Genomic DNA, 17,524 nt, shown 5'->3' with positions numbered 1-17,524 from the left:
GCGCCTCGGAGCTGGACATTTCCAGTAGTCATGGCCGCCACATCCCCCGTTCTACACCGATCCTCATGATCTTCCCATTTCGGACACGCCGCACCCCGAACCGCCTCCGCCGCGGCGGCAGCCGCACCGACCTAGCGTACGCCGTACAGCAAGCCGTCGCGCGTCCGGGTGACACACCGCGGTCATCTGATGACGCGAACGCCGCGGATGGCGTGAACCTTCCCCGCAGACAAGAGAGTTCATCCTTTTCGCACAGTTGATACACATGATCCACATCACACGATCGGCCCCCGCCGACCGGAACGCCGACGGGGGCCGAGAAACGTCGCTGAGAGGCGCCGAGCAGAGGCGCGGAGAAGCCGGTTACTTGCCGCCGGTGTGCTCCTCGTACGCTGCGAGCACCTCTTCGGTCGGACCGTCCATCAGCAGATCGCCCTTCTCCAGCCACAGCACCCGCTCGCAGGTGTCCCGGATCGAGTTGTTGTTGTGGCTGACCAGGAAGACCGTACCGGCCTCCTCACGCAGCTCGCGGATCCGCTCCTCCGACCGCTTCTGGAACCTGCGGTCACCGGTGGCCAGCGCCTCGTCGATCATCAGCACCTCGTGCTGCTTCGCCGCCGCGATGGAGAACCGCAGCCGGGCGGCCATACCCGAGGAGTACGTGCGCATGGGCAGCGAGATGAAGTCGCCCTTCTCCTGGATCCCGGAGAAGTCCACGATCGACTGGTACTTCTCGTAGATCTCCTCCTTACCCATGCCCATCGCCAGACCGCCGAGGATCACATTGCGCTCACCGGTCAGGTCGTTCATCAGTGCCGCGTTGACGCCGAGCAGCGACGGCTGGCCATCGGTGTAGATCTTGCCCTTCTCGGCCGGCAGCAGACCGGCGATCGCCCGCAGGATCGTCGACTTCCCCGAACCGTTGGAACCGATGATCCCGATCGCCTCACCGCGGTATGCGACGAAGCTCACCCCGCGCACCGCGTGCACCTCGCGGACGTTCGGCGAGGTCTTGCGCTGCACGATCCGGCTCAGCGCCGCCGTCGCACTGCCCTTGCCGCTTCCCGCGCCATGGACCCGGTAGACGATGTGCACATCGTCCACAATGACCGTCGGCACCCGTTCGCCGTCCGCGTTGGTGGTCCGCGCCGCAGCGGCGCCGCTCTGCTCAGCCACGGCCGTACCTCTCCTCAGCCTTCCAGAAGAACACGAATCCGCCGATGCCTGCGATCGCCGACCATGCCAACGCCGCGAACCATACGTGGTGCGGCAGTTGGGACGAGGTGAAGCTGCTCATCAGCGAGTACCTCATCAGATCGATGTACACGGCCGCCGGATTCAGCTCCAGCATCACCCCGAAAACACCGGGCAGGTGCGACTTGACCGTCGTGATGGAGTACATGACGCCGGACAGGTACATCCAGGTCCGCAACAGGAACGGCATCAACTGGGCGACATCGGTCACCTCGCTGCCGATACGCGCCACGAACATCGCACAGCCGATGTTGAACACGCACTGCAGCAGCAGCGCCGGGATGATCAGCAGCCACCCCATACCCACGGTCTCGCCCGTCATCAGCACGATCGAGACCAGCACGATCAGTGAATACAGCAGCTGCTGCAGCTGGATCAGCGTGATCGAGATCGGCAGGCATGCCCGGGGGAAGTGCAGCGCTCGGATCAGTCCCAGGTTGTCCGAGATCGCCCGCGTGCCCGCCAGGATCGCAGACTGCGTGAAGTTGAAGACGAAGACACCGATGACCAGGTATGCGATGTAGTTGTCGATGCCGCGCTTACTGTTCATCAGCACGCCGAAGATCAGGTAGTACACCGCCGCGTTCAGCATCGGCGTCAGCACGTTCCAGATCTGGCCCAGCCGCGCGTTGGTGTACTGCGCGGTCAACCGCGCCACCGAGTACGCGACGATGAAGTGCCGCCGGCCCCACAGCTGTCGTACGTAGTCCGGCAACGGCGGCCGGGCGCCACTGACCGAGAGACCGTGCTTGGCCGCCAGCTCGGCCGGGGACAGGCCGTCACCCGGCAACGGCGCCGGCCTGGTGCTGACGGCGACCGCGCTCTGATGCGTGGTATCGCTCACAGTTGACACTTTCGTCCTCTTGGTGCGGGGCCGGGGCGGGATCCCGGCCTGCGCCCGATGGTCTCAGATCGAGCTTGTCAGATGATCGGGGGTCGGCCCAGTCGGGTCAGCCGCCAAACCGTACGCCACTTCATCGGACGGCGTGGGCCACAGGGGGTGGTCCAGCCCTCCTTGAACCCTCCCAGCCATGCCCTCAGGGCCGGCCGTGACGGGCGGCGGACCAGGGTGAGCACGATCCACGTGCCCAGATACAGCGGGACGAGCGGAGCCGGCAGGTTGCGCCGGGCCAGCCAGACGCGGTTTCTCGCCACCATACGGTGGTAGACGGCGTGCCGGCTGGGCGCGGTTGCGGGATGCTCGAGCACCATGTCGGATCTGTAGTCGACCGACCACCCGGCGTCAAGAGCCCGCCAGGCCAGGTCCGTCTCCTCGTGGGCGTAGAAGAACTCGCCGGGCAGGCCGCCGACCTGCTGGAAGACGGCGGTCCGGACCGCGCTGGCGCCGCCGAGGAAGGTTGTCACGCGCGAGGAGCGCATCGGGTCCGACGCGCGCAGCCTGGGGACGTGGCGGCGCTGCGTGGTGCCGGTGACGGGGTCGGTGATGCGGAAGCTGATGATGCCGAGGCGCGGGTCGGCGGCGAAGGCGTCGCGGACCAGCTCCGCGGTGTCGTCGCTCGGCAGCAGACCGTCGTCGTCGAGGAAGAGCAGCGCATCGACCTCGCTGCCGCCGGGCCCGAACGCCTCGATGCCGACGTTGCGGCCGGCGGGGATGCCGAGGTTCTCGGGCAGCTCGACGGTACGGATCCCCTCGGGGAGCTCCGGCAGCGGCGACCCGTTGCCCACCACGACGATCTCCACCGCCTCGCCGCGCTGCTTGGCGACCGAGTCGAGCAGGGTACGCAGCTCGGCGGGACGGTTGCCCATGGTGAGCACCACGGCGCCGAGCTTCATCGTCCGCGCATCCACCGTCGTCGCCGCCTTCGCCTCCTTCGCCGCCTTCACCGCCTTCACCGCCTTCACCGCCTTCACCGCAGCCTGCTCGATGCGAGGATGCTGATGAGGTGGAGCAGGGTCTGCACCACCGCGATCGCGGCGAGGACGCCGACCGCGATCCGGGCAAAGAACAGCCCGCCGTGGACGGTGTCGGCGATGCCCGCGGCGAGGATGACCAGCGAGGCCTCGACCCCGCCGACCAGTCGGTGGAACTTGAGCGCGGCGGCCGCCCTGCGGGCGAGCGCGAGCCCGGAGGACCGCGGCACCGACGCCTCGTCCTTCACCGCGGGAAGTCCGCTGCGCGACCGTGCGACGTCCACCAGATCGGTCTCGGCCTTGATCAGGATCGCGCCGAGCGCGGCGAGCGTGCCGATGAACGCGTACCCCCACTGGGTCGTCGCGCCCGCCCTGTGGAATATGTCGGCGGCACGGACGCCGAAGCCGACGAGCAGCGCCGCCTCCGATAGGTAGTGGCCGATGCGGTCGAGGTAGACCCCGGTGATCGACGTCTTCTTCGTCCAGCGCGCCAACTCGCCGTCCACGCAGTCCAGCAGCAGGTACAGCTGTATCAGCAGGGCGCCGAGCACGGCGCCCGCGAGGCCCGGAACGAGCAGCACCGCGCCCGCCGCCACTCCGGCGACGATCATCAGTCCGGTGAACTGGTTCGGCGACAGGCGGGTGTTGACCAGCAGCCGGGTGCACCGCAGCGAGATCTCCCGCATGTAGTAACGCCCGGCCCAGTGTTCACCGCTGCGCCGGTCCTTCAGCCCCGAGGGGTGAACGACCGGCCGCAGTTCAGCTACCGATGGCTTTGACATAGTCCGCGTACGCATCCCTGATCGCGTCGGTGTCGAGGTCCAGGTGCTCCAGGATCGTGTAGCGCCCGGGGCGAGTCTGCGGAGCGTACGCCACTACGCTGAGGAACTCCTGCTCGGTGAAGCCGATGTCGCTCGGCAGGACCGGCAGTGCATGGCGTCGCAGCACCTCGGCGATGGTGCCCGCCTCCTCCACGGCTCCGCGCAGGAACATCGCGAACGCGGCGCCGAGGCCCGCTCCTTCACCGTGCGACGGCGCGCGCCGGGGGTGGAGCAGGTCGAAGGCGTGGAGAATCTCGTGGCAGGCACCGGAGGCCGGGCGGCTGTCACCGCTGACCGACATGGCGATGCCGGAGAGCACCAACGCCTCGGCGAGGGTGACGAGGAAGTCGTCGTCGCCGGTGCCTCCCGGGTGCCGCAGCACCGATTCGCCGGCGGTACGGGCCATCGCGGCGGCCAGGCCGTCGACCCGTTCTCCGGTCTCCCGGTGGGAGAGCTCCCAGTCGGCGATCGCCGAGATGTTGGAGATCGCGTCGCCGATCCCCGAGCGGACGAAGCGCTGCGGGGCCTGACGGATCACCGTGAGGTCGATGACCACGGCGATGGGCGCCGGGACGCCGTAGGAGCCGCGGCCGTTGTCGTTGTCCAGGGTTGCGACCGGCGAGCAGATGCCGTCGTGCGACAGGTTCGTCGCGACAGCGACCAGCGGCAGACCGACACGTGCGGCGGCGTACTTGGCCGCGTCGATGATCTTTCCGCCGCCGAGGGCGACCACCGCTTCGTACCGCTTGCCGCGCATCGAGTCCGCCAGCTTGACGGCGGCGTCGATGCTTCCGCCCCCCACCTCGAACCAGTCCGCGCCGGGCAGTGCCGGGGCCAGCCGGGCGCGCAGCGCCGCCCCGGAGCCGTTGCTGATGGCGAAGGCCAGCTTGCCCGAGCTGGAGATCCTCTGGTCGGCGAGGAGGCCTGCCAGGTCGTCCAGGGCGCCGGACCTGATGTCGACGACGACCGGGGATGGGATGAGCCGGGTCAGTACTGGCACGCGATCTCCCGGGCGCGGTTGAGGTCGTCGTGGTTGTCGATCTCCACCCAGCTGACGGTGCCGATGGCGGCGGTGTCGACCTGGAAACCGCGGTCGACGAGCTCCTGGTAGCCGTCCTCGTAGTACAGCTGCGGATCGCGCTCGTACGTGGCCTTCAGCGCGTCGGCGAGCGGTGCCGCCGCCGTGGGCTCGATGAGGGTGACGCCGATGTACTCGCCGCTCGCCGCGGCCGGGTCCATCAGCTTGGTGATGCGGCGCACGCCCTTGGCGGGATCGGCGACGACCTTCATCTCCTCGTCGGCGAGGGTCTTGACCGTGTCGAGCGCGAGGATGATCTGCTGTCCGTTGCCGCGGGCGTCGAGGAGGCTGCGCTCGACGGAGACCGGGTGGACGGTGTCGCCGTTGGCGAGGATGACGCCCTCGGCGATGACGTCACGGGCGCACCACAGCGAGTAGGCGTTGTTCCACTCCTCGGCCTTGTCGTTGTGGACGAGGTGCAGCTTGACGCCGTACTTCTTCTCCAGCGCCGCCTGGCGCTCGACGACGGCCTCGGAGCGGTATCCCACGACGATGGCGGCGTCCTTCAGACCGACCTCGGCGAAGTTCCCCAGCGTCAGGTCGAGGACCGTGGTGGTGCCCTCTCCCGCCGGGTCCACCGGCACCAGCGCCTTCGGCAGGGTGTCGGTGTAGGGGCGAAGACGCCGTCCGGCGCCGGCCGCCAGCACGAGGCCGATCATATGTGGGTTCTCCTGTTTCGTCGTGTACCACGGGTGCGCCCCCTCGGATCCGGGAAACCGGATGCTCGCAGGAGCACCGCCGGCGCCGGAGGCCGGCGAGGGCCGCCGGCGCTGGGAGAGCGAGGGCCCGCGGGGCCGCACCGGTGCCGCCGGGCACCGTGTCGTAGTGATGGTAGGCGACGGCCGAGGCTATCGGATTTGCGGATTCCGGACAGCCTGCGGACGTCCGCAGGTCACCGCACCGTCACCGTACCGTCGCCGCTTCGGCCGGGCGCCCCCGCATCGGCGCAGGTCATCGACGATGACAACGGTCATCAGTAGCGAGTTGCCCACAGCCGGTGAGCGGTGTTCCACTGGGCCGAGCCGGCGTGCGCCGGGCAGATGACGCATCTCGGACCGAACGCATCCGGGACCAGGAGCCGACCAAGGGCTCGGAAGGGGCATGGCCAATGGGGGCAGGGCACGGGCACGGTCACGGGCATGCGCACGGCCCGGATCCGGACGCGAAGGGCACGGCCGCCGGCGCGTACCGCGGGCAGCTGCGGATCACGCTGGGCATCACCCTGACCGTGCTGCTCGTGGAGATCGCGGGCGCCGCCGTCACCGGCTCTCTCGCGCTGCTCGCCGACGCGGGTCACATGGCGACCGACGCGATCGGCGTCTCCATGGCCCTGCTGGCGATCCACTTCGCCAACCGTCCGGCGAGCGAGCGCCGTACGTACGGGTACGCGCGCGCCGAGATCCTCGCTGCCGTCCTCAACTGCGTGCTGCTGCTGGGAGTCGGCGGCTACATCCTCGTCGAAGCCGTCGAGCGGCTGATCACCCCGGCCGAGGTGCCGGGCGGGGTGACGGTGATCTTCGGCTCGGTCGGCGTCGTCGCCAACGTGGTCTCGCTTTCGCTGCTGATGCGCGGACAGCGCGAGTCCCTCAACGTGCGCGGGGCCTTCCTGGAAGTGCTCTCCGACGCGCTCGGTTCGCTCGCCGTCGTGGTCGCGGCGGTGGTGATCATGGCGACCGGCTGGCGGCGGGCCGACCCTGTCGCCTCGCTGCTGATCGGGGTGATGATCGTCCCCCGGACGGTCAAACTGCTGCGTGAGGCGCTGGACGTGCTGCTGGAGGCCGCGCCGAAGGGCGTCGACATGGTGGAGGTACGGGCCCACATCCTGGCGCTGCCGGGCGTGCAGGGCCTGCACGACCTGCATGTGTGGACCATCACCTCGGGGCTGCCGGTGCTGTCGGCACACGTCGTGGTGGCGCCCGACGTGCTGGACGCGGTGGGGCACGAGAAGCTGCTGCACGATCTGCAAGGCTGTCTGGGATCCCACTTCGACGTGGAGCACTGCACCTTCCAGCTGGAGCCGGGCGGCCACCAGGCGCACGAGACCAGGCTGTGCCACTGACCCGATGCCGGGGCGCCGGGGCAACAGGCGGGTCCAACCGGCGGAATAGGTAGGTCGTGAGGCAGACTAAGGGCCGGTTTGTCACGACAGCGAAGGATGGCCATGCCGATCAGCCCAGCTTCCGGCCGCACCGCCGACACCTCGGCCCAAGAGCCCGCCTCCGCAGGCGGAACGGAACCCATCATGCTGGAGCTGGTCGATGAGAGCGGCGTGACGATCGGCACCGCCGAGAAGCTCTCCGCCCACCTGCCGCCGGGAAAGCTGCACCGCGCGTTCTCCGTTTTCCTCTTCGATGATGCCGGGCGGCTGCTGATGCAGCGTCGGGCGCTGGGCAAGTACCACTCCCCCGGCGTCTGGTCGAACACGTGCTGCGGGCACCCCTACCCCGGCGAGCAGCCCTTCGTGGCCGCCGCCCGCCGTACGGCGGAGGAGCTGGGTATTGCGCCCGTGCTGCTGCGGGAGGCCGGGACCGTGCGCTACAACCACCCCGACCCTGCCTCCGGCCTCGTCGAGCAGGAGTACAACCACCTGTTCGTGGGGGTAGTGCGGGCCGAGCCTCATCCCGATCCGGTGGAGGTGGCCGAGACCGCCTTCGTGACCCGGGAGGAGCTGGAGAAGCTCGGCGCCGACACCACGCTGTCGTCCTGGTTCTGGACCGTGCTCGACGCGGCGCTTCCGACGGTGCGGGAGCTGACCGGGCGCTCCGCCGGCTGGTAGCTGCCGGCGGCCTTAGGCCGTCCGGCCGGTCACACCAGCGGCGTCCTGCGGATCGGCAGGGCGGCCCAGATCACCTTGCCGCCCTCCGGGGTGACGTCGACGTCGCAGCGGCCGCCCGCCTCCAGGGTGACCGCCTTGACCAGCAGCAGACCGCGTCCGCCGGTCCGGGCGGCGTCGGCTTCCAGCGCCTTGGGCCGGTAGGGGTGGCCGTCGGCGACGGCGACCCTGACGAACGCGGAATCGGCCGCCACCTCGACGGTGATCTGCGGGGAGAGCACGGCCGCGTGCCGTACGGCGTTGGTGACCAGCTCGGAGACGATCAGCAGCAGGTCGTCGACGACATCCTGGCCCACCGGTACGCCCTGCCGCCGGAGCAGGTCGAGCACCGCGTGCCTGGCCTGCGGCACGGAGGACTCCAGAGCGGGTGCGGTGAAGCGCCATGTCCCCTCGTACGGGCACACCGTGGCCGCGCTGCTGGGCGTGCTCCGCCTCGACTCCGCTTCGGCCGAGTGTCCCTCCCCCGTTCCTCGGGCGGGACCCTCAACCTGCGCTGCATCTCGGCTGCGCCGCGCCGGGCCGCCGGCATCTGACCATGCGGCGCCCGCCGCCGGAACCGGGTCGGGCGGGACTCTCCCGCGGACCTCCATGACTGCACCCCGCCTCGCGTGATGTTCCCCGCAGCCCATCGCAGCGTCCCCGGCCGGGGACGCCCTGTGACCGCCTCACTCCCCATGAGTGTTGGGGCCACGGAGCCGTCACCAGCGCAGTGACCACAAGTCTGAACCTTTTGCCGCCAATTGGCCGATCAGGACCGTTCGGGCCAACGGGAGGAACGGTTCTGCGGGCTTCGTTCCACTTTCAATGGCGACTGCAACGGCGACCGCAACGGCCGCGCCGAGAGGCCGTGCGAGGCCGTGCGAGGCCGTGCGAGGCCGAGGGGCCGATCCCCGCCGCGCCCGTGCGGCTAGGATCCGGCCGACGCATGCATCCACGGCATGCCCTATGGCCAGGAGGAACGCATGGGTGAGGGCGAGCCCGGTCTGCTGCTGGACCAGGACGGCTCCACCGCCACCGCTACCGTCACGATCAGCCATCCGGCCAAGCGCAACGCCATGACCCTGGCGATGTGGCAGCAGCTGCCGAGGCTGCTGGAGCGGTTGGCCGACGACCCCGCGGTGCGGGTGGTGGTGCTGACCGGCGCGAACGGGACGTTCTGCGCGGGCGCAGACATCTCAGGGCTGCGCGAGGCCGAGACCTCGGCGCAGCAGGCCGCCGTCGCGGCGGAGGATGCACTCGCCGCGTTCCCCAAGCCGACGATCGCGGCGATCCGGGGTTTCTGCGTGGGCGGCGGCTGCCAGCTGGCGGCGGCATGCGATCTGAGGTTCGCGGCACGGGGTGCACGTTTCGGCGTGACGCCGGCCAAGCTCGGGATCGTCTACCCGGCCACGTCGACGCAGCGACTCGTCGGTCTCGTCGGGCCGTCCGCCGCCAAGTACCTGCTGTTCTCCGGTGAGTTGATCGACGACGAACGAGCCCTGCGCTCCGGGCTCGTCGACGAGTTGCTCGACGACGAGCAGCTCGACGCGCGGGTGACGGCCTTCGCCCGTACCCTGGCCGACCGCTCGCAGCTCACCCAGGCCGCGGCCAAGGAGTTCGCGGGGATGGCCGTCGAAGGCCGCACCGATCCGGCACGGCTGGCCCACTGGGAGCGGCAGGCGCGGCAGAGCGCGGACCGCGCCGAGGGCGTCGCTGCCTTCCTCGAGCGCCGTGCGCCGCGCTTCACATGGACCGTCTCTACCGACCGGTAACGTAAGAGGGTATGACGACCCTCACACTGCGCGCGGCCCGCAACTGCCACCACGCGCTCAATCCGCTGCACTCGGCGATCTACTTCGCGCCCGAGTACGACGAGCAGTTCGCCGCCATCGGCCTGGAGCGCGGTCCCATGGCCTACTTCGCCGGACGGGCGGCGCCGCTCGGCGCCGTGGGCGCCGGCACCGTCATCGCCACCTTCTACAACTTCCATCCCGATCTCGTCGCCCAGCACATCCCGGCGGCATGGAGTTCCGCCTCGCCGCAGCAGGTGCTCGAAACCCGGCTGCTGGTCACCGATGCCTGCATGACCCGCATCCTCGGCCCGGAGGCGATCGCGTCGAAGGAGATGACCGTCGCCGCCGAGCTCGCCCTCCACGCCAGCGAGGCATGCGAACGCCCCGGCCGGGTGCTGTACGCGGCCAACGCCGACCTGCCGGTGCCCGACGCGCCGCATCTGGCGCTGTGGCACGCGGCCACGCTGCTGCGTGAGCACCGCGGCGACGGCCATCTGATCGCGCTCGCCGAAGCGGAGCTCGACGGTCTCGAAGCGCTGGTCACGCACACGGCGACGGGCAAGGGCTTCACGCCGTACTTCGTGCAGACCACGCGCGGCTGGTCGGCGCAGGAGTGGGCCGACGCCCAGAAACGGCTGCGCGAGCGCGGGCTGCTCGACGCGGACGGCGAGCTGACCGAGCGCGGTGCGGAGCTGCGGCGCGCCATCGAGGACGACACCGACAGGCTCGCCTTCGCCCCCTACAAGCACCTCGGCGCGGCGGGCGCGGAGCGGCTCACGGAGCTCGCCGGGGCGTTCACCAAGGCGGTGCTCGACGGCGAGGGGCTCCCGGTCGAGCACATGGGCAAGGGCTGAGCGCCGGGCCGGGCCGCCGAGAGCGGGCAGGCAGCACCGGATGCAGGCAGGCGGCACCGGGCGCGGCTTCCGGCCCCGGGGTGCTGCGTTCCCCTCACAGGATGCGGCCCCATGATTGGCCTGCATAGGTGACAATGCAGGGTCGGCAGGCCGGGTCCGCACCGATGAGGAGACGCCTATGACCACAGCCGGTATAGCGTCGGCCCGCGCCACCCCCCGGGTCGCCGGCGCCGCAGCGCAGCTGCGCGGCCGCGACCTGCGACTGGCCCTGGTCGCCGTTGTCTACACCGTGCTGCAACTGGTGCTCGTCTCGCCCGGGCACCCGCTCGCCTGGGACGAGTCGATCTACTTCTCCCAGGTGGATCCCCGCTCCCCGGCCGCCTTCTTCAGCGCCCCGCGCTCACGCGGCGTGACGCTGCTCGGTGCGCCGGTGGCCCTGTTCACCTCCGACCCGACGGCGATACGGGTCTTCCTGGCCGTGTTGTCGGGGCTTGCGCTGTTCGCCTCGTTCGCAGTGTGGCGGCGGCTCATCGGGGGCGGTACGACGGCGCTCGCCGCGCTGCTCTTCGCGACCCTGTGGGTGAGCCTCGACTACGGTCCGGAGCTGATGCCGAACCTGTGGGTGGCCTTCGCCGCCGTGGCGGCGACAGGCCTGTTCCTTCGGACGGTACGGGAGGGGCCGGACGCGCGCCTGCTGCTGGGGATCGGGTTCGCCGTCGGCTGGGCGACGCTGGTTCGCGCCAATGACGGGGTGTATCTGGCGCTGCCGTTGCTCGTCGCTGCGGCAGCGGTGCGCTCCTGGCGGAGGCCGGCGGTCGCGGCGGCGATCACGGGCGGGCTCGCGGCCGGGCTGGTGGAGTGGGTCATCGAGGCGTATGTGCGCTTCGGCGGGGTGCTGGAGCGGCTCAGCGACGCGGCCGGCGTCGAAGGCGGCATGGGCGTGTCGTGGAACCTCGGACACGTCCTGCGCAGCGCCAACGGCCCTGTGTTGTGCCGCCCGTGCACGACCGGTGAAGGCCCGGCGTGGGCCGACCTGTGGGCGGTGGCGATACCGGTGCTCGCTGCAGTGGCCCTCGTCGTGGCGGCGCGGCTAGGCCGACGGCCACTGGCGACGGCGGCGCTCCCTGCGGTGTGCGCACTGTCGTTGTCCGCCTCGTACCTGTTCATGATCAACTATTCCGCGCCGCGCTTCTTCCTCCCGGCGTTCGCGCTGTTGTCGCTGCCGATAGCGGCGCTGCTGACGCGAGGACTGCGGGCCGCACGAAACGCGCCCACGCCGGCGAGGATCGCCGCCTGCGTGCTGGTCGGCGGCCTGCTGCTGGCGAACATGGCGGAACAGCAGGTGGTGCTGCGGCACCAGGTCGACGCGGCGGTCCGGGACAACGGGCAGTACCGGGCCCTCGGCCTGGCGCTGAACCGTATCGGCATCAAGCCGCCCTGCCTCGTGGCCGGAGAGACCCAGCCCGTCGCCTACAACGCCCGCTGTGCCTCGTCGATCTCCTCGGACGTCCACACCGACGCGTCGGCGGCCTCGGGGCCGGCCGTGATCCGCGCCGCCGAGCACGAGAACGTCGCAATCCTGGTCGGACCGGGCGGCAGCGCCCCCGACTACGCACCGGGCTGGAGGCGCGTCGCACTGCACGGCTCGCCGCTGGTCAAGGGGTGGTCCGCCTACGTGCCGCCGACGCGCTGAGCGTGCGCGCGCTTGGCCTGCATCGGGTCGCGCTGGGCGCACCGGCCCTCCGGCATTGCCGGGTGGCTGCCGAGCAGCACGATCCCCAGCACAATCGCCACGAGCCCGGCTGCTTCCCAGGCGAGGGCGCCGGGTGTGACGCGCAGCCGGTCGCCGAGGATGCCGACGCCGCAGGCGATGCCGGCGAGCGGTTGCGCCGCGGTCAGAGCGGGCAGTGAGGAGCGCAGTGGAGCCGTCTCGAAGGCGCTCTGCACCAGCAGGAGCCCCGTGATGCCGAGCACCACGATGACGTACGGCTGCCAGTGCACGAAGATCACCGCGACGCCGCCGCTGGCCACGAACTGGCCGGTGATCCGGGTGAGCGAGTCCTGCAGCCCGTAGAGCAGGCCGGCGGCGAGCGCGAGCACGGTCGCTTCGAGCGTGGGGTGTATGTGTCTGGCGAGCGCGGTGAGCAGCAGGGCGAGCCCGACGACGATGCCGAAGATCAGCCAGTGTTTCAGCGGTCCCGCCAGGTGACCGCCGCCGGACGGCTGCCCGGCGACGATGAACGACGTCACGCCGAGTGCGAGCAGCACGACGCCGAGCCAGCCGCTCCAGCCGAGTGGCTGGCCGGTCAGCCAGCGCGAAAGGGCCATCGCGAACAGCAGGTTGGTGGCGGTCAGCGGCTCGACCAGGGAGACCTCGCCGTTGGCGAGGGCGATCGCGCCCAGAACGAGACCGGCGATCATGGCCGCGATGCCCAGCAGCCATTCCGGGTAGCGCATCAGGTCGAGCAGCAGCCGGAAGGAGAGGAAGTCGGAGAGCGGGGCGCGCTGGGCTTGGCGTTGCTGCAGGACGAAGCCGACGCCGAGGCAGCATGCGGCGCCGACCCCCAGCAGGAACACGGCCACGACGTCACCCTCTCGACCCTGCGGGCGCGCCACAGGGCGCATTCCGCACTGCGTCTCCGCATTCCCGACGATAGCGCCCCGGCGGGGCCCCAGCGACAGTCTGTGCGGCCGTCGGTGGGGTCTTCGCTTGGCCGTCCCACGGGGTCAGGCCCACTGGTCGTAGCCGAGTTTCACCACCAGAGCGACAACAACGGCCAACAGCGCGTACCGGATGAATGACGTGCCGCGCTTGAGCGCCATCCGCGCGCCGAGCGCGCCGCCTGCGATGTTGCCTGCGGCCATGGCGGGCGCAAGCCCCCACAGGACGTGCCCCTGTGCGACGAAGACGATCACGGCGCCTAGGTTGGTCGCCACGTTGACGATCTTGGCCATCGCCGAGCCGTGGAGGAAGTCGGCGCCGAGGACGAGGAGGAAGGTGATGATGAGGAAGGTGCCGGTCCCGGAGCCGATCATCCCGTCGTAGAAGCCGATCACGGCACCGCTGAGGGTCGCCGCGGTCGCCGCACGGGCGGGGCCGAGCCGCACCGGCGCATGCGTCCCCCCGAAATCGGGACGCAGCGTGACGAAGAGCCCGACGACCAGCAGAGCCACCATGATCACCGGACGGAAGACGTTGCCGGGCAGCGCCGTGGCCACCACCGCCCCGGCGGCCGCGGCCGGCAGCGCGACGCCCGCGGCGACACCGGCGAACCGGCCGTCCACCTCCGTCCGCCGCAGATAGGTGGCCGCGGCCGACGTGGTGCCGGTGACGGCCATGACCTTGTTGGTGCCGAGGAGGGTGGCGGTCGGGACGCCCGGCAGTGCCACCAGCAGCGCGGGGAGCGAGAGCAGGCCGCCACCGCCCACGACGGCGTCGATCCAGCCGGCGGCCATGGCCACGGGTATCAGTTCCAGGACGTCGCTCGCGCTCATCGGGTCCCCCGCGCTCGACCGGCCGGCTCTTCCGGCCTCCGGCCAACGATCATCCCTGACATGGGGCTTCGGCCCGCGGGCGGCCCCTCCATACCGGACACACCGGACGGGCAATGGCGGGCAGGGCCCGGCTCAGACCTGGCTCAGACCTCGGCGACCTGCCCGTCCGTCACCTGCAAGCGGCGCGTGACATGGACGGCGTCCAGCATGCGGCGGTCGTGGGTGACGAGCAGGAGCGTGCCTTTGTAGGCGTCGAGCGCCGATTCCAGCTGCTCGATCGCGGGCAGGTCGAGGTGGTTGGTGGGCTCGTCGAGCACCAGCAGGTTGACCCCGCGCGCCTGCAGCAGTGCCAGCGCGGCACGCGTCCGCTCCCCGGGGGACAAGGTCGCGGCGGGGCGCAGCACATGGGCGGCCTTCAACCCGAACTTGGCCAGAAGCGTACGGACATCGGCGGGCGGCATCTCCGGGACGAGGGCACCGAACGCGACGAGCAGCGCCTCTCCCCCGTGGAAGAGCCGGCGTGCCTGGTCGACCTCGCCTACCACCACTCCGGGGCCGAGGGCCGCGTATCCGCCGTCGAGTGCGACCCGCCCGAGCATCGCCGCAAGCAGCGTGGACTTCCCGGCACCGTTGGCGCCAGTGATCGCAACCCGGTCGGCCCAGTCGATCTGCAGGTCGACCGGTCCGAGGTGGAAGGAACCTCGCCGTACCTCGGCGCCGCGCAGCGTCGACACCACCGCCCCGGAGCGGGCCGCGGCGGCGATCTCCATCCGCAGCTCCCACTCCTTGCGGGGTTCCTCGACGGCGTCGAGGCGCTCGATGAGCCGTTCGGTCTGGCGAGCCTTGCTCGCCTGCTTCTCGGTGGTCTCGGTGCGGAACTTCCGTCCGACCTTGTCGTTGTCACGCGCCTTGCGCCGGGCGTTCTTGACGCCCTTCTCCATCCAGGCGCGCTGCGCCCGGGCGCGTTCCTCCAGGGCGGCCTTCTTCTCCGCGTACTCGTCGTACTCCTCACGGACGTGCCTGCGCGCGATCTCGCGCTCCTCCAGATACGCCTCGTAGCCGCCGCCGTAGGTGTTGACCCGTTGCTGGGCGAGGTCGAGCTCGACGACGCGGGTGACGGTCCTGGCGAGGAACTCCCGGTCGTGGCTGACCACGACGGTGGCCGCCCGCAGCCCGCGGACGAAGGACTCCAGCCGTTCGAGGCCGTCCAGGTCGAGGTCGTTGGTGGGCTCGTCGAGCAGGAAGACGTCGTAGCGGCTGAGCAGCAGCGAAGCGAGGCCCGCGCGGGCCGCCTGGCCGCCGGAGAGCGAGGTCATCGACTGGTCGAGGCCGACGGTGAGGCCGAGCTCGGCGGCCACCTCGTCGGCCCGCTCGTCGAGGTCGGCGCCGCCGAGCGCGAGCCACCGCTCCAGGCCGGCCGCGTACGCGTCGTCGGCGCCGGGCGCGCCGTCCACCAGCGCCTGGGTCGCGGCGTCCAGGGCAGCCTGGGCGGCGGCCACTCCGGTGCGCCGGGCGAGGAAGGCGCGCACGGTCTCGCCGTCGCGGCGCTCGGGCTCCTGCGGCAGATGCCCGACGCTCGCATCGGGCGGGCTGAGCCGCACCAGGCCCTCCTCGGGCGGCTGGAGGCCGGCGAGCATCCGCAGCAGCGTCGACTTTCCGGCGCCGTTGGCGCCCACGAGACCGACGACGTCGCCGGGTGCGGCCACCAGGTCGAGTCCCGAGAACAGGACGCGGTCCCCGTGTCCGGCGGTGAGGTCCTTGGCGACGAGGGTTGCACTCATAAGGGGACAGATCCTAACGGCAGCGCGTGCTGGTGCCGCGCGAGTACGTTGGAATCAGGAGATGCGTGGCAATGCGTACCGGGAGTGAACCGACGCAAGCACGCAGTCCGCTCCGGCTGAGGCTCGGACTGACGGCGTGGGGGCTGCTGTGGGCCGTCGGCGGAATGATCATCTTCCTGTTCGCGGGCCTGCCCGGATGGGCCGCCGCCTTCGGGGCCGTCGCGCTCGTCGCCCTGGTCGACATGGGCGTGGTCATCCGCCACATCCACCAGGGCGCGCACTACCAGCCCGGGCGTGACATTCCGCCGTACTGGCCCGTCGACCGCGGCAGGCGCCGTTGACGGACGCGGTCAGCGGTCAGCCGTCAGCCTTTGGGGAGTTCCGGGAGTCGATGACCCGGCGTATCTTGCCGACTGAGCGCTCCAGGGACTCGGGGTCGACGACAGCCACCTCGACGCTGACCCCTACGCCCTCCTTCACCGCCGCGGCGATCTCGGCGCCGGCCGCCGCGCGGCGCTCGGCCGGTGCATCGGGTCGCGCCTCGACGCGCACGGTCATGTGGTCCATCCGGCCGCGACGGCTCAGGTGTATCTGGAAATGCGGCGCGACGCCGGGGGTCCGCAGCACGACCTCCTCGATCTGGCTGGGGAAGAGGTTCACCCCGCGCAGAATGATCATGTCGTCGCAGCGGCCGGTGATCCTCGCCATCCGGCGGAAGGCGGGACGTGCGGTGCCGGGCATCAGCCGCGTCAGATCGCGGGTGCGGTAGCGGATGACCGGCAGCGCCTCCTTGGTGAGCGAGGTGAACACCAGCTCGCCGTCCGCGCCCTGGGCCATCACCTCGTCGGTGAGCGGGTCGACGACTTCCGGGTAGAAGTGGTCCTCCCAGATGTGCAGGCCGTCCTTGGTCTCCACGCACTCCTGTGCCACACCGGGCCCGATCACCTCCGACAGCCCATAGATGTCCACGGCGTGGATGTCCATGCGCTCTTCTATCTCCCGGCGCATCTCCTCCGTCCACGGCTCGGCGCCGAAGATGCCGACCTCCAGTGATGTGGTGCGCGGGTCCACCCCTTGGCGCTCGAACTCATCGAGGAGGGTGAGCATGTAGGACGGGGTGACCATGATGATCTCGGGCCGCAAGTCCTGAATGATCCGGACCTGGCGCGCCGTCATGCCGCCGGAGGCCGGGATGACGGTGCAGCCGGCCCGCTCGGCGCCGTAGTGCGCCCCCAGGCCGCCGGTGAACAGGCCGTATCCGTAGCTGATGTGCACCTTGTGACCGGGCCTGCCGCCTGCGGCGCGGATGGAGCGTGCGACAACATCCGCCCAGACGGACAAGTCCCGGTCGGTGTAGCCGACGACGGTGGGGAGTCCTGTGGTGCCGCTGGAGGCGTGCAGGCGGCGGACGTCGGACACGGGCACGGCGAACATGCCGAACGGGTAGTGCTCGCGCAGATCGGCCTTGGTGGTGAAAGGGAAGCGGGAGAGGTCGGCGAGGCTGCGGCAGTCCTCGGGGGTGACCCCGGCGGCGTCGAAGGACCGGCGGTAGAAAGGGACGTTGTCGTAGGCCCGCTTCAAGGTGTCCTGGAGGCAGGCGAGCTGATGCTGGGTCAGCTCATCGGGGCTCATGCGTTCCCCGGCGTCCAGTTCACCGGGCGAAGGCGGATCCGCCCTCATCGCGCTCCTCCTCCGCCTCCGCACGCCTCGTGCGCACCCACGTCTCGTGCGCACCCTTGTGCACCGACCGAACATTCGGTTAGC

At 70.6% G+C, this 17,524-nt stretch carries 17 protein-coding genes; 6 read left to right on the top strand and 11 right to left on the bottom strand.

The genetic code is table 11. The features are described 5' to 3' along the window. Positions 1-363: 363 nt before the first annotated feature. The 6 genes from NGB36_RS17935 to NGB36_RS17910 form a co-directional block, all read right to left on the bottom strand. A complete protein-coding gene (locus NGB36_RS17935) occupies positions 364-1,176 on the bottom strand; it encodes an ABC transporter ATP-binding protein (RefSeq protein ID WP_255921323.1) in 813 nt (270 codons plus the stop codon). Beyond that, a complete protein-coding gene (locus NGB36_RS17930; protein WP_255921322.1) occupies positions 1,169-2,098 on the bottom strand; it encodes an ABC transporter permease in 930 nt (309 codons plus the stop codon). The genes NGB36_RS17935 and NGB36_RS17930 overlap by 8 nt, the downstream gene beginning before the upstream one ends. A gap of 77 nt (positions 2,099-2,175) precedes the next feature. Beyond that, positions 2,176-3,048, bottom strand: coding sequence for a glycosyltransferase family 2 protein (locus NGB36_RS17925; RefSeq protein WP_255921398.1), 873 nt, complete (start codon positions 3,046-3,048; stop codon positions 2,176-2,178). Between the two features lie 74 nt (positions 3,049-3,122). Next, on the bottom strand, positions 3,123-3,908 hold the full coding sequence (locus tag NGB36_RS17920) for a CDP-alcohol phosphatidyltransferase family protein (protein WP_255921321.1): 786 nt from the start codon (positions 3,906-3,908) through the stop codon (positions 3,123-3,125). After that, entirely contained in the window at positions 3,886-4,947 is a 1,062-nt protein-coding gene (locus NGB36_RS17915; protein WP_255921320.1) for an iron-containing alcohol dehydrogenase family protein, read from the bottom strand. The genes NGB36_RS17920 and NGB36_RS17915 overlap by 23 nt, the downstream gene beginning before the upstream one ends. After that, positions 4,935-5,684: a phosphocholine cytidylyltransferase family protein gene (locus NGB36_RS17910; RefSeq protein WP_255921319.1), complete on the bottom strand. Its 750-nt coding sequence runs from the start codon at positions 5,682-5,684 to the stop codon at positions 4,935-4,937. The genes NGB36_RS17915 and NGB36_RS17910 overlap by 13 nt, the downstream gene beginning before the upstream one ends. 449 nt (positions 5,685-6,133) lie before the next feature. Here NGB36_RS17910 and NGB36_RS17905 point away from each other — a divergent pair, with 449 nt between their 5' ends. Together NGB36_RS17905 and idi are read left to right on the top strand one after the other, a co-directional pair. Further along, the gene (locus NGB36_RS17905) at positions 6,134-7,084 is read left to right on the top strand and encodes a cation diffusion facilitator family transporter (RefSeq protein ID WP_255921318.1); all 951 of its coding nucleotides are present in this window, start codon (positions 6,134-6,136) and stop codon (positions 7,082-7,084) included. A gap of 102 nt (positions 7,085-7,186) precedes the next feature. Next, positions 7,187-7,801: an isopentenyl-diphosphate Delta-isomerase gene (gene idi, locus NGB36_RS17900; RefSeq protein ID WP_255921317.1), complete on the top strand. Its 615-nt coding sequence runs from the start codon at positions 7,187-7,189 to the stop codon at positions 7,799-7,801. Between the two features lie 29 nt (positions 7,802-7,830). On the opposite strand, the gene NGB36_RS17895 is transcribed toward idi, so the two are convergent. Then, positions 7,831-8,262, bottom strand: a complete 432-nt coding sequence (locus NGB36_RS17895) for an ATP-binding protein (RefSeq protein WP_255921316.1) — start codon at positions 8,260-8,262, stop codon at positions 7,831-7,833. A gap of 558 nt (positions 8,263-8,820) precedes the next feature. Between NGB36_RS17895 and NGB36_RS17890 the strand changes: the two genes are divergently transcribed. The 3 genes from NGB36_RS17890 to NGB36_RS17880 all read left to right on the top strand — a co-directional run bounded on the left by NGB36_RS17890 (position 8,821) and on the right by NGB36_RS17880 (position 12,177). Beyond that, the gene (locus NGB36_RS17890; protein ID WP_255921315.1) at positions 8,821-9,609 is read left to right on the top strand and encodes an enoyl-CoA hydratase/isomerase family protein; all 789 of its coding nucleotides are present in this window, start codon (positions 8,821-8,823) and stop codon (positions 9,607-9,609) included. An 11-nt stretch (positions 9,610-9,620) separates the two neighbouring features. Continuing rightward, a complete protein-coding gene (locus tag NGB36_RS17885; RefSeq protein ID WP_255921314.1) occupies positions 9,621-10,484 on the top strand; it encodes an SCO6745 family protein in 864 nt (287 codons plus the stop codon). 178 nt (positions 10,485-10,662) lie between these two features. Next, positions 10,663-12,177 (top strand): glycosyltransferase family 39 protein, encoded by a 1,515-nt coding sequence (locus NGB36_RS17880; RefSeq protein WP_255921313.1) that lies wholly within the window; start codon positions 10,663-10,665, stop codon positions 12,175-12,177. Here NGB36_RS17880 and NGB36_RS17875 read toward each other — a convergent pair. The 3 genes from NGB36_RS17875 to NGB36_RS17865 form a co-directional block, all read right to left on the bottom strand. Then, positions 12,156-13,067, bottom strand: coding sequence for a DMT family transporter (locus tag NGB36_RS17875; RefSeq protein ID WP_255921312.1), 912 nt, complete (start codon positions 13,065-13,067; stop codon positions 12,156-12,158). The two genes, NGB36_RS17880 and NGB36_RS17875, sit on opposite strands and share 22 nt — an antisense overlap. Before the next feature lie 144 nt (positions 13,068-13,211). Then, positions 13,212-13,979, bottom strand: coding sequence for a TSUP family transporter (locus NGB36_RS17870; RefSeq protein WP_255921311.1), 768 nt, complete (start codon positions 13,977-13,979; stop codon positions 13,212-13,214). 143 nt (positions 13,980-14,122) lie between these two features. Then, entirely contained in the window at positions 14,123-15,760 is a 1,638-nt protein-coding gene (locus NGB36_RS17865) for an ABC-F family ATP-binding cassette domain-containing protein (protein WP_255921310.1), read from the bottom strand. Between the two features lie 71 nt (positions 15,761-15,831). On the opposite strand from NGB36_RS17865, the gene NGB36_RS17860 reads away from it, so the two are divergent. Then, positions 15,832-16,101, top strand: coding sequence for a DUF6343 family protein (locus NGB36_RS17860; protein ID WP_255921397.1), 270 nt, complete (start codon positions 15,832-15,834; stop codon positions 16,099-16,101). Between the two features lie 16 nt (positions 16,102-16,117). Here NGB36_RS17860 and paaK read toward each other — a convergent pair whose 3' ends face one another. Continuing rightward, positions 16,118-17,440: a phenylacetate--CoA ligase PaaK gene (paaK, locus tag NGB36_RS17855; protein WP_255921309.1), complete on the bottom strand. Its 1,323-nt coding sequence runs from the start codon at positions 17,438-17,440 to the stop codon at positions 16,118-16,120. Positions 17,441-17,524: the final 84 nt, after the last annotated feature.

It is taken from the genome of Streptomyces humicola (assembly GCF_024436035.1).
GTDB classification, from domain to species: domain Bacteria; phylum Actinomycetota; class Actinomycetes; order Streptomycetales; family Streptomycetaceae; genus Streptantibioticus_B; species Streptantibioticus_B humicola.
This window is presented reverse-complemented; position numbering and strand designations above follow the sequence as displayed.

What these genes read in the sequence shown, in the direction of transcription:
- NGB36_RS17880 (WP_255921313.1), top strand. Translation starts at nt 10,663, where the DNA reads ATGACCACAGCCGGTATAGCGTCGGCCCGCGCCACCCCCCGGGTCGCC.
- NGB36_RS17910 (WP_255921319.1), bottom strand. Translation starts at nt 5,684, where the DNA reads ATGATCGGCCTCGTGCTGGCGGCCGGCGCCGGACGGCGTCTTCGCCCC.
- paaK (WP_255921309.1), bottom strand. Translation starts at nt 17,440, where the DNA reads ATGAGGGCGGATCCGCCTTCGCCCGGTGAACTGGACGCCGGGGAACGC.
- NGB36_RS17905 (WP_255921318.1), top strand. Translation starts at nt 6,134, where the DNA reads ATGGGGGCAGGGCACGGGCACGGTCACGGGCATGCGCACGGCCCGGAT.
- NGB36_RS17920 (WP_255921321.1), bottom strand. Translation starts at nt 3,908, where the DNA reads ATGTCAAAGCCATCGGTAGCTGAACTGCGGCCGGTCGTTCACCCCTCG.
- idi (WP_255921317.1), top strand. Translation starts at nt 7,187, where the DNA reads ATGCCGATCAGCCCAGCTTCCGGCCGCACCGCCGACACCTCGGCCCAA.
- NGB36_RS17865 (WP_255921310.1), bottom strand. Translation starts at nt 15,760, where the DNA reads ATGAGTGCAACCCTCGTCGCCAAGGACCTCACCGCCGGACACGGGGAC.
- NGB36_RS17870 (WP_255921311.1), bottom strand. Translation starts at nt 13,979, where the DNA reads ATGAGCGCGAGCGACGTCCTGGAACTGATACCCGTGGCCATGGCCGCC.
- NGB36_RS17890 (WP_255921315.1), top strand. Translation starts at nt 8,821, where the DNA reads ATGGGTGAGGGCGAGCCCGGTCTGCTGCTGGACCAGGACGGCTCCACC.
- NGB36_RS17885 (WP_255921314.1), top strand. Translation starts at nt 9,621, where the DNA reads ATGACGACCCTCACACTGCGCGCGGCCCGCAACTGCCACCACGCGCTC.
- NGB36_RS17925 (WP_255921398.1), bottom strand. Translation starts at nt 3,048, where the DNA reads ATGAAGCTCGGCGCCGTGGTGCTCACCATGGGCAACCGTCCCGCCGAG.
- NGB36_RS17860 (WP_255921397.1), top strand. Translation starts at nt 15,832, where the DNA reads ATGCGTACCGGGAGTGAACCGACGCAAGCACGCAGTCCGCTCCGGCTG.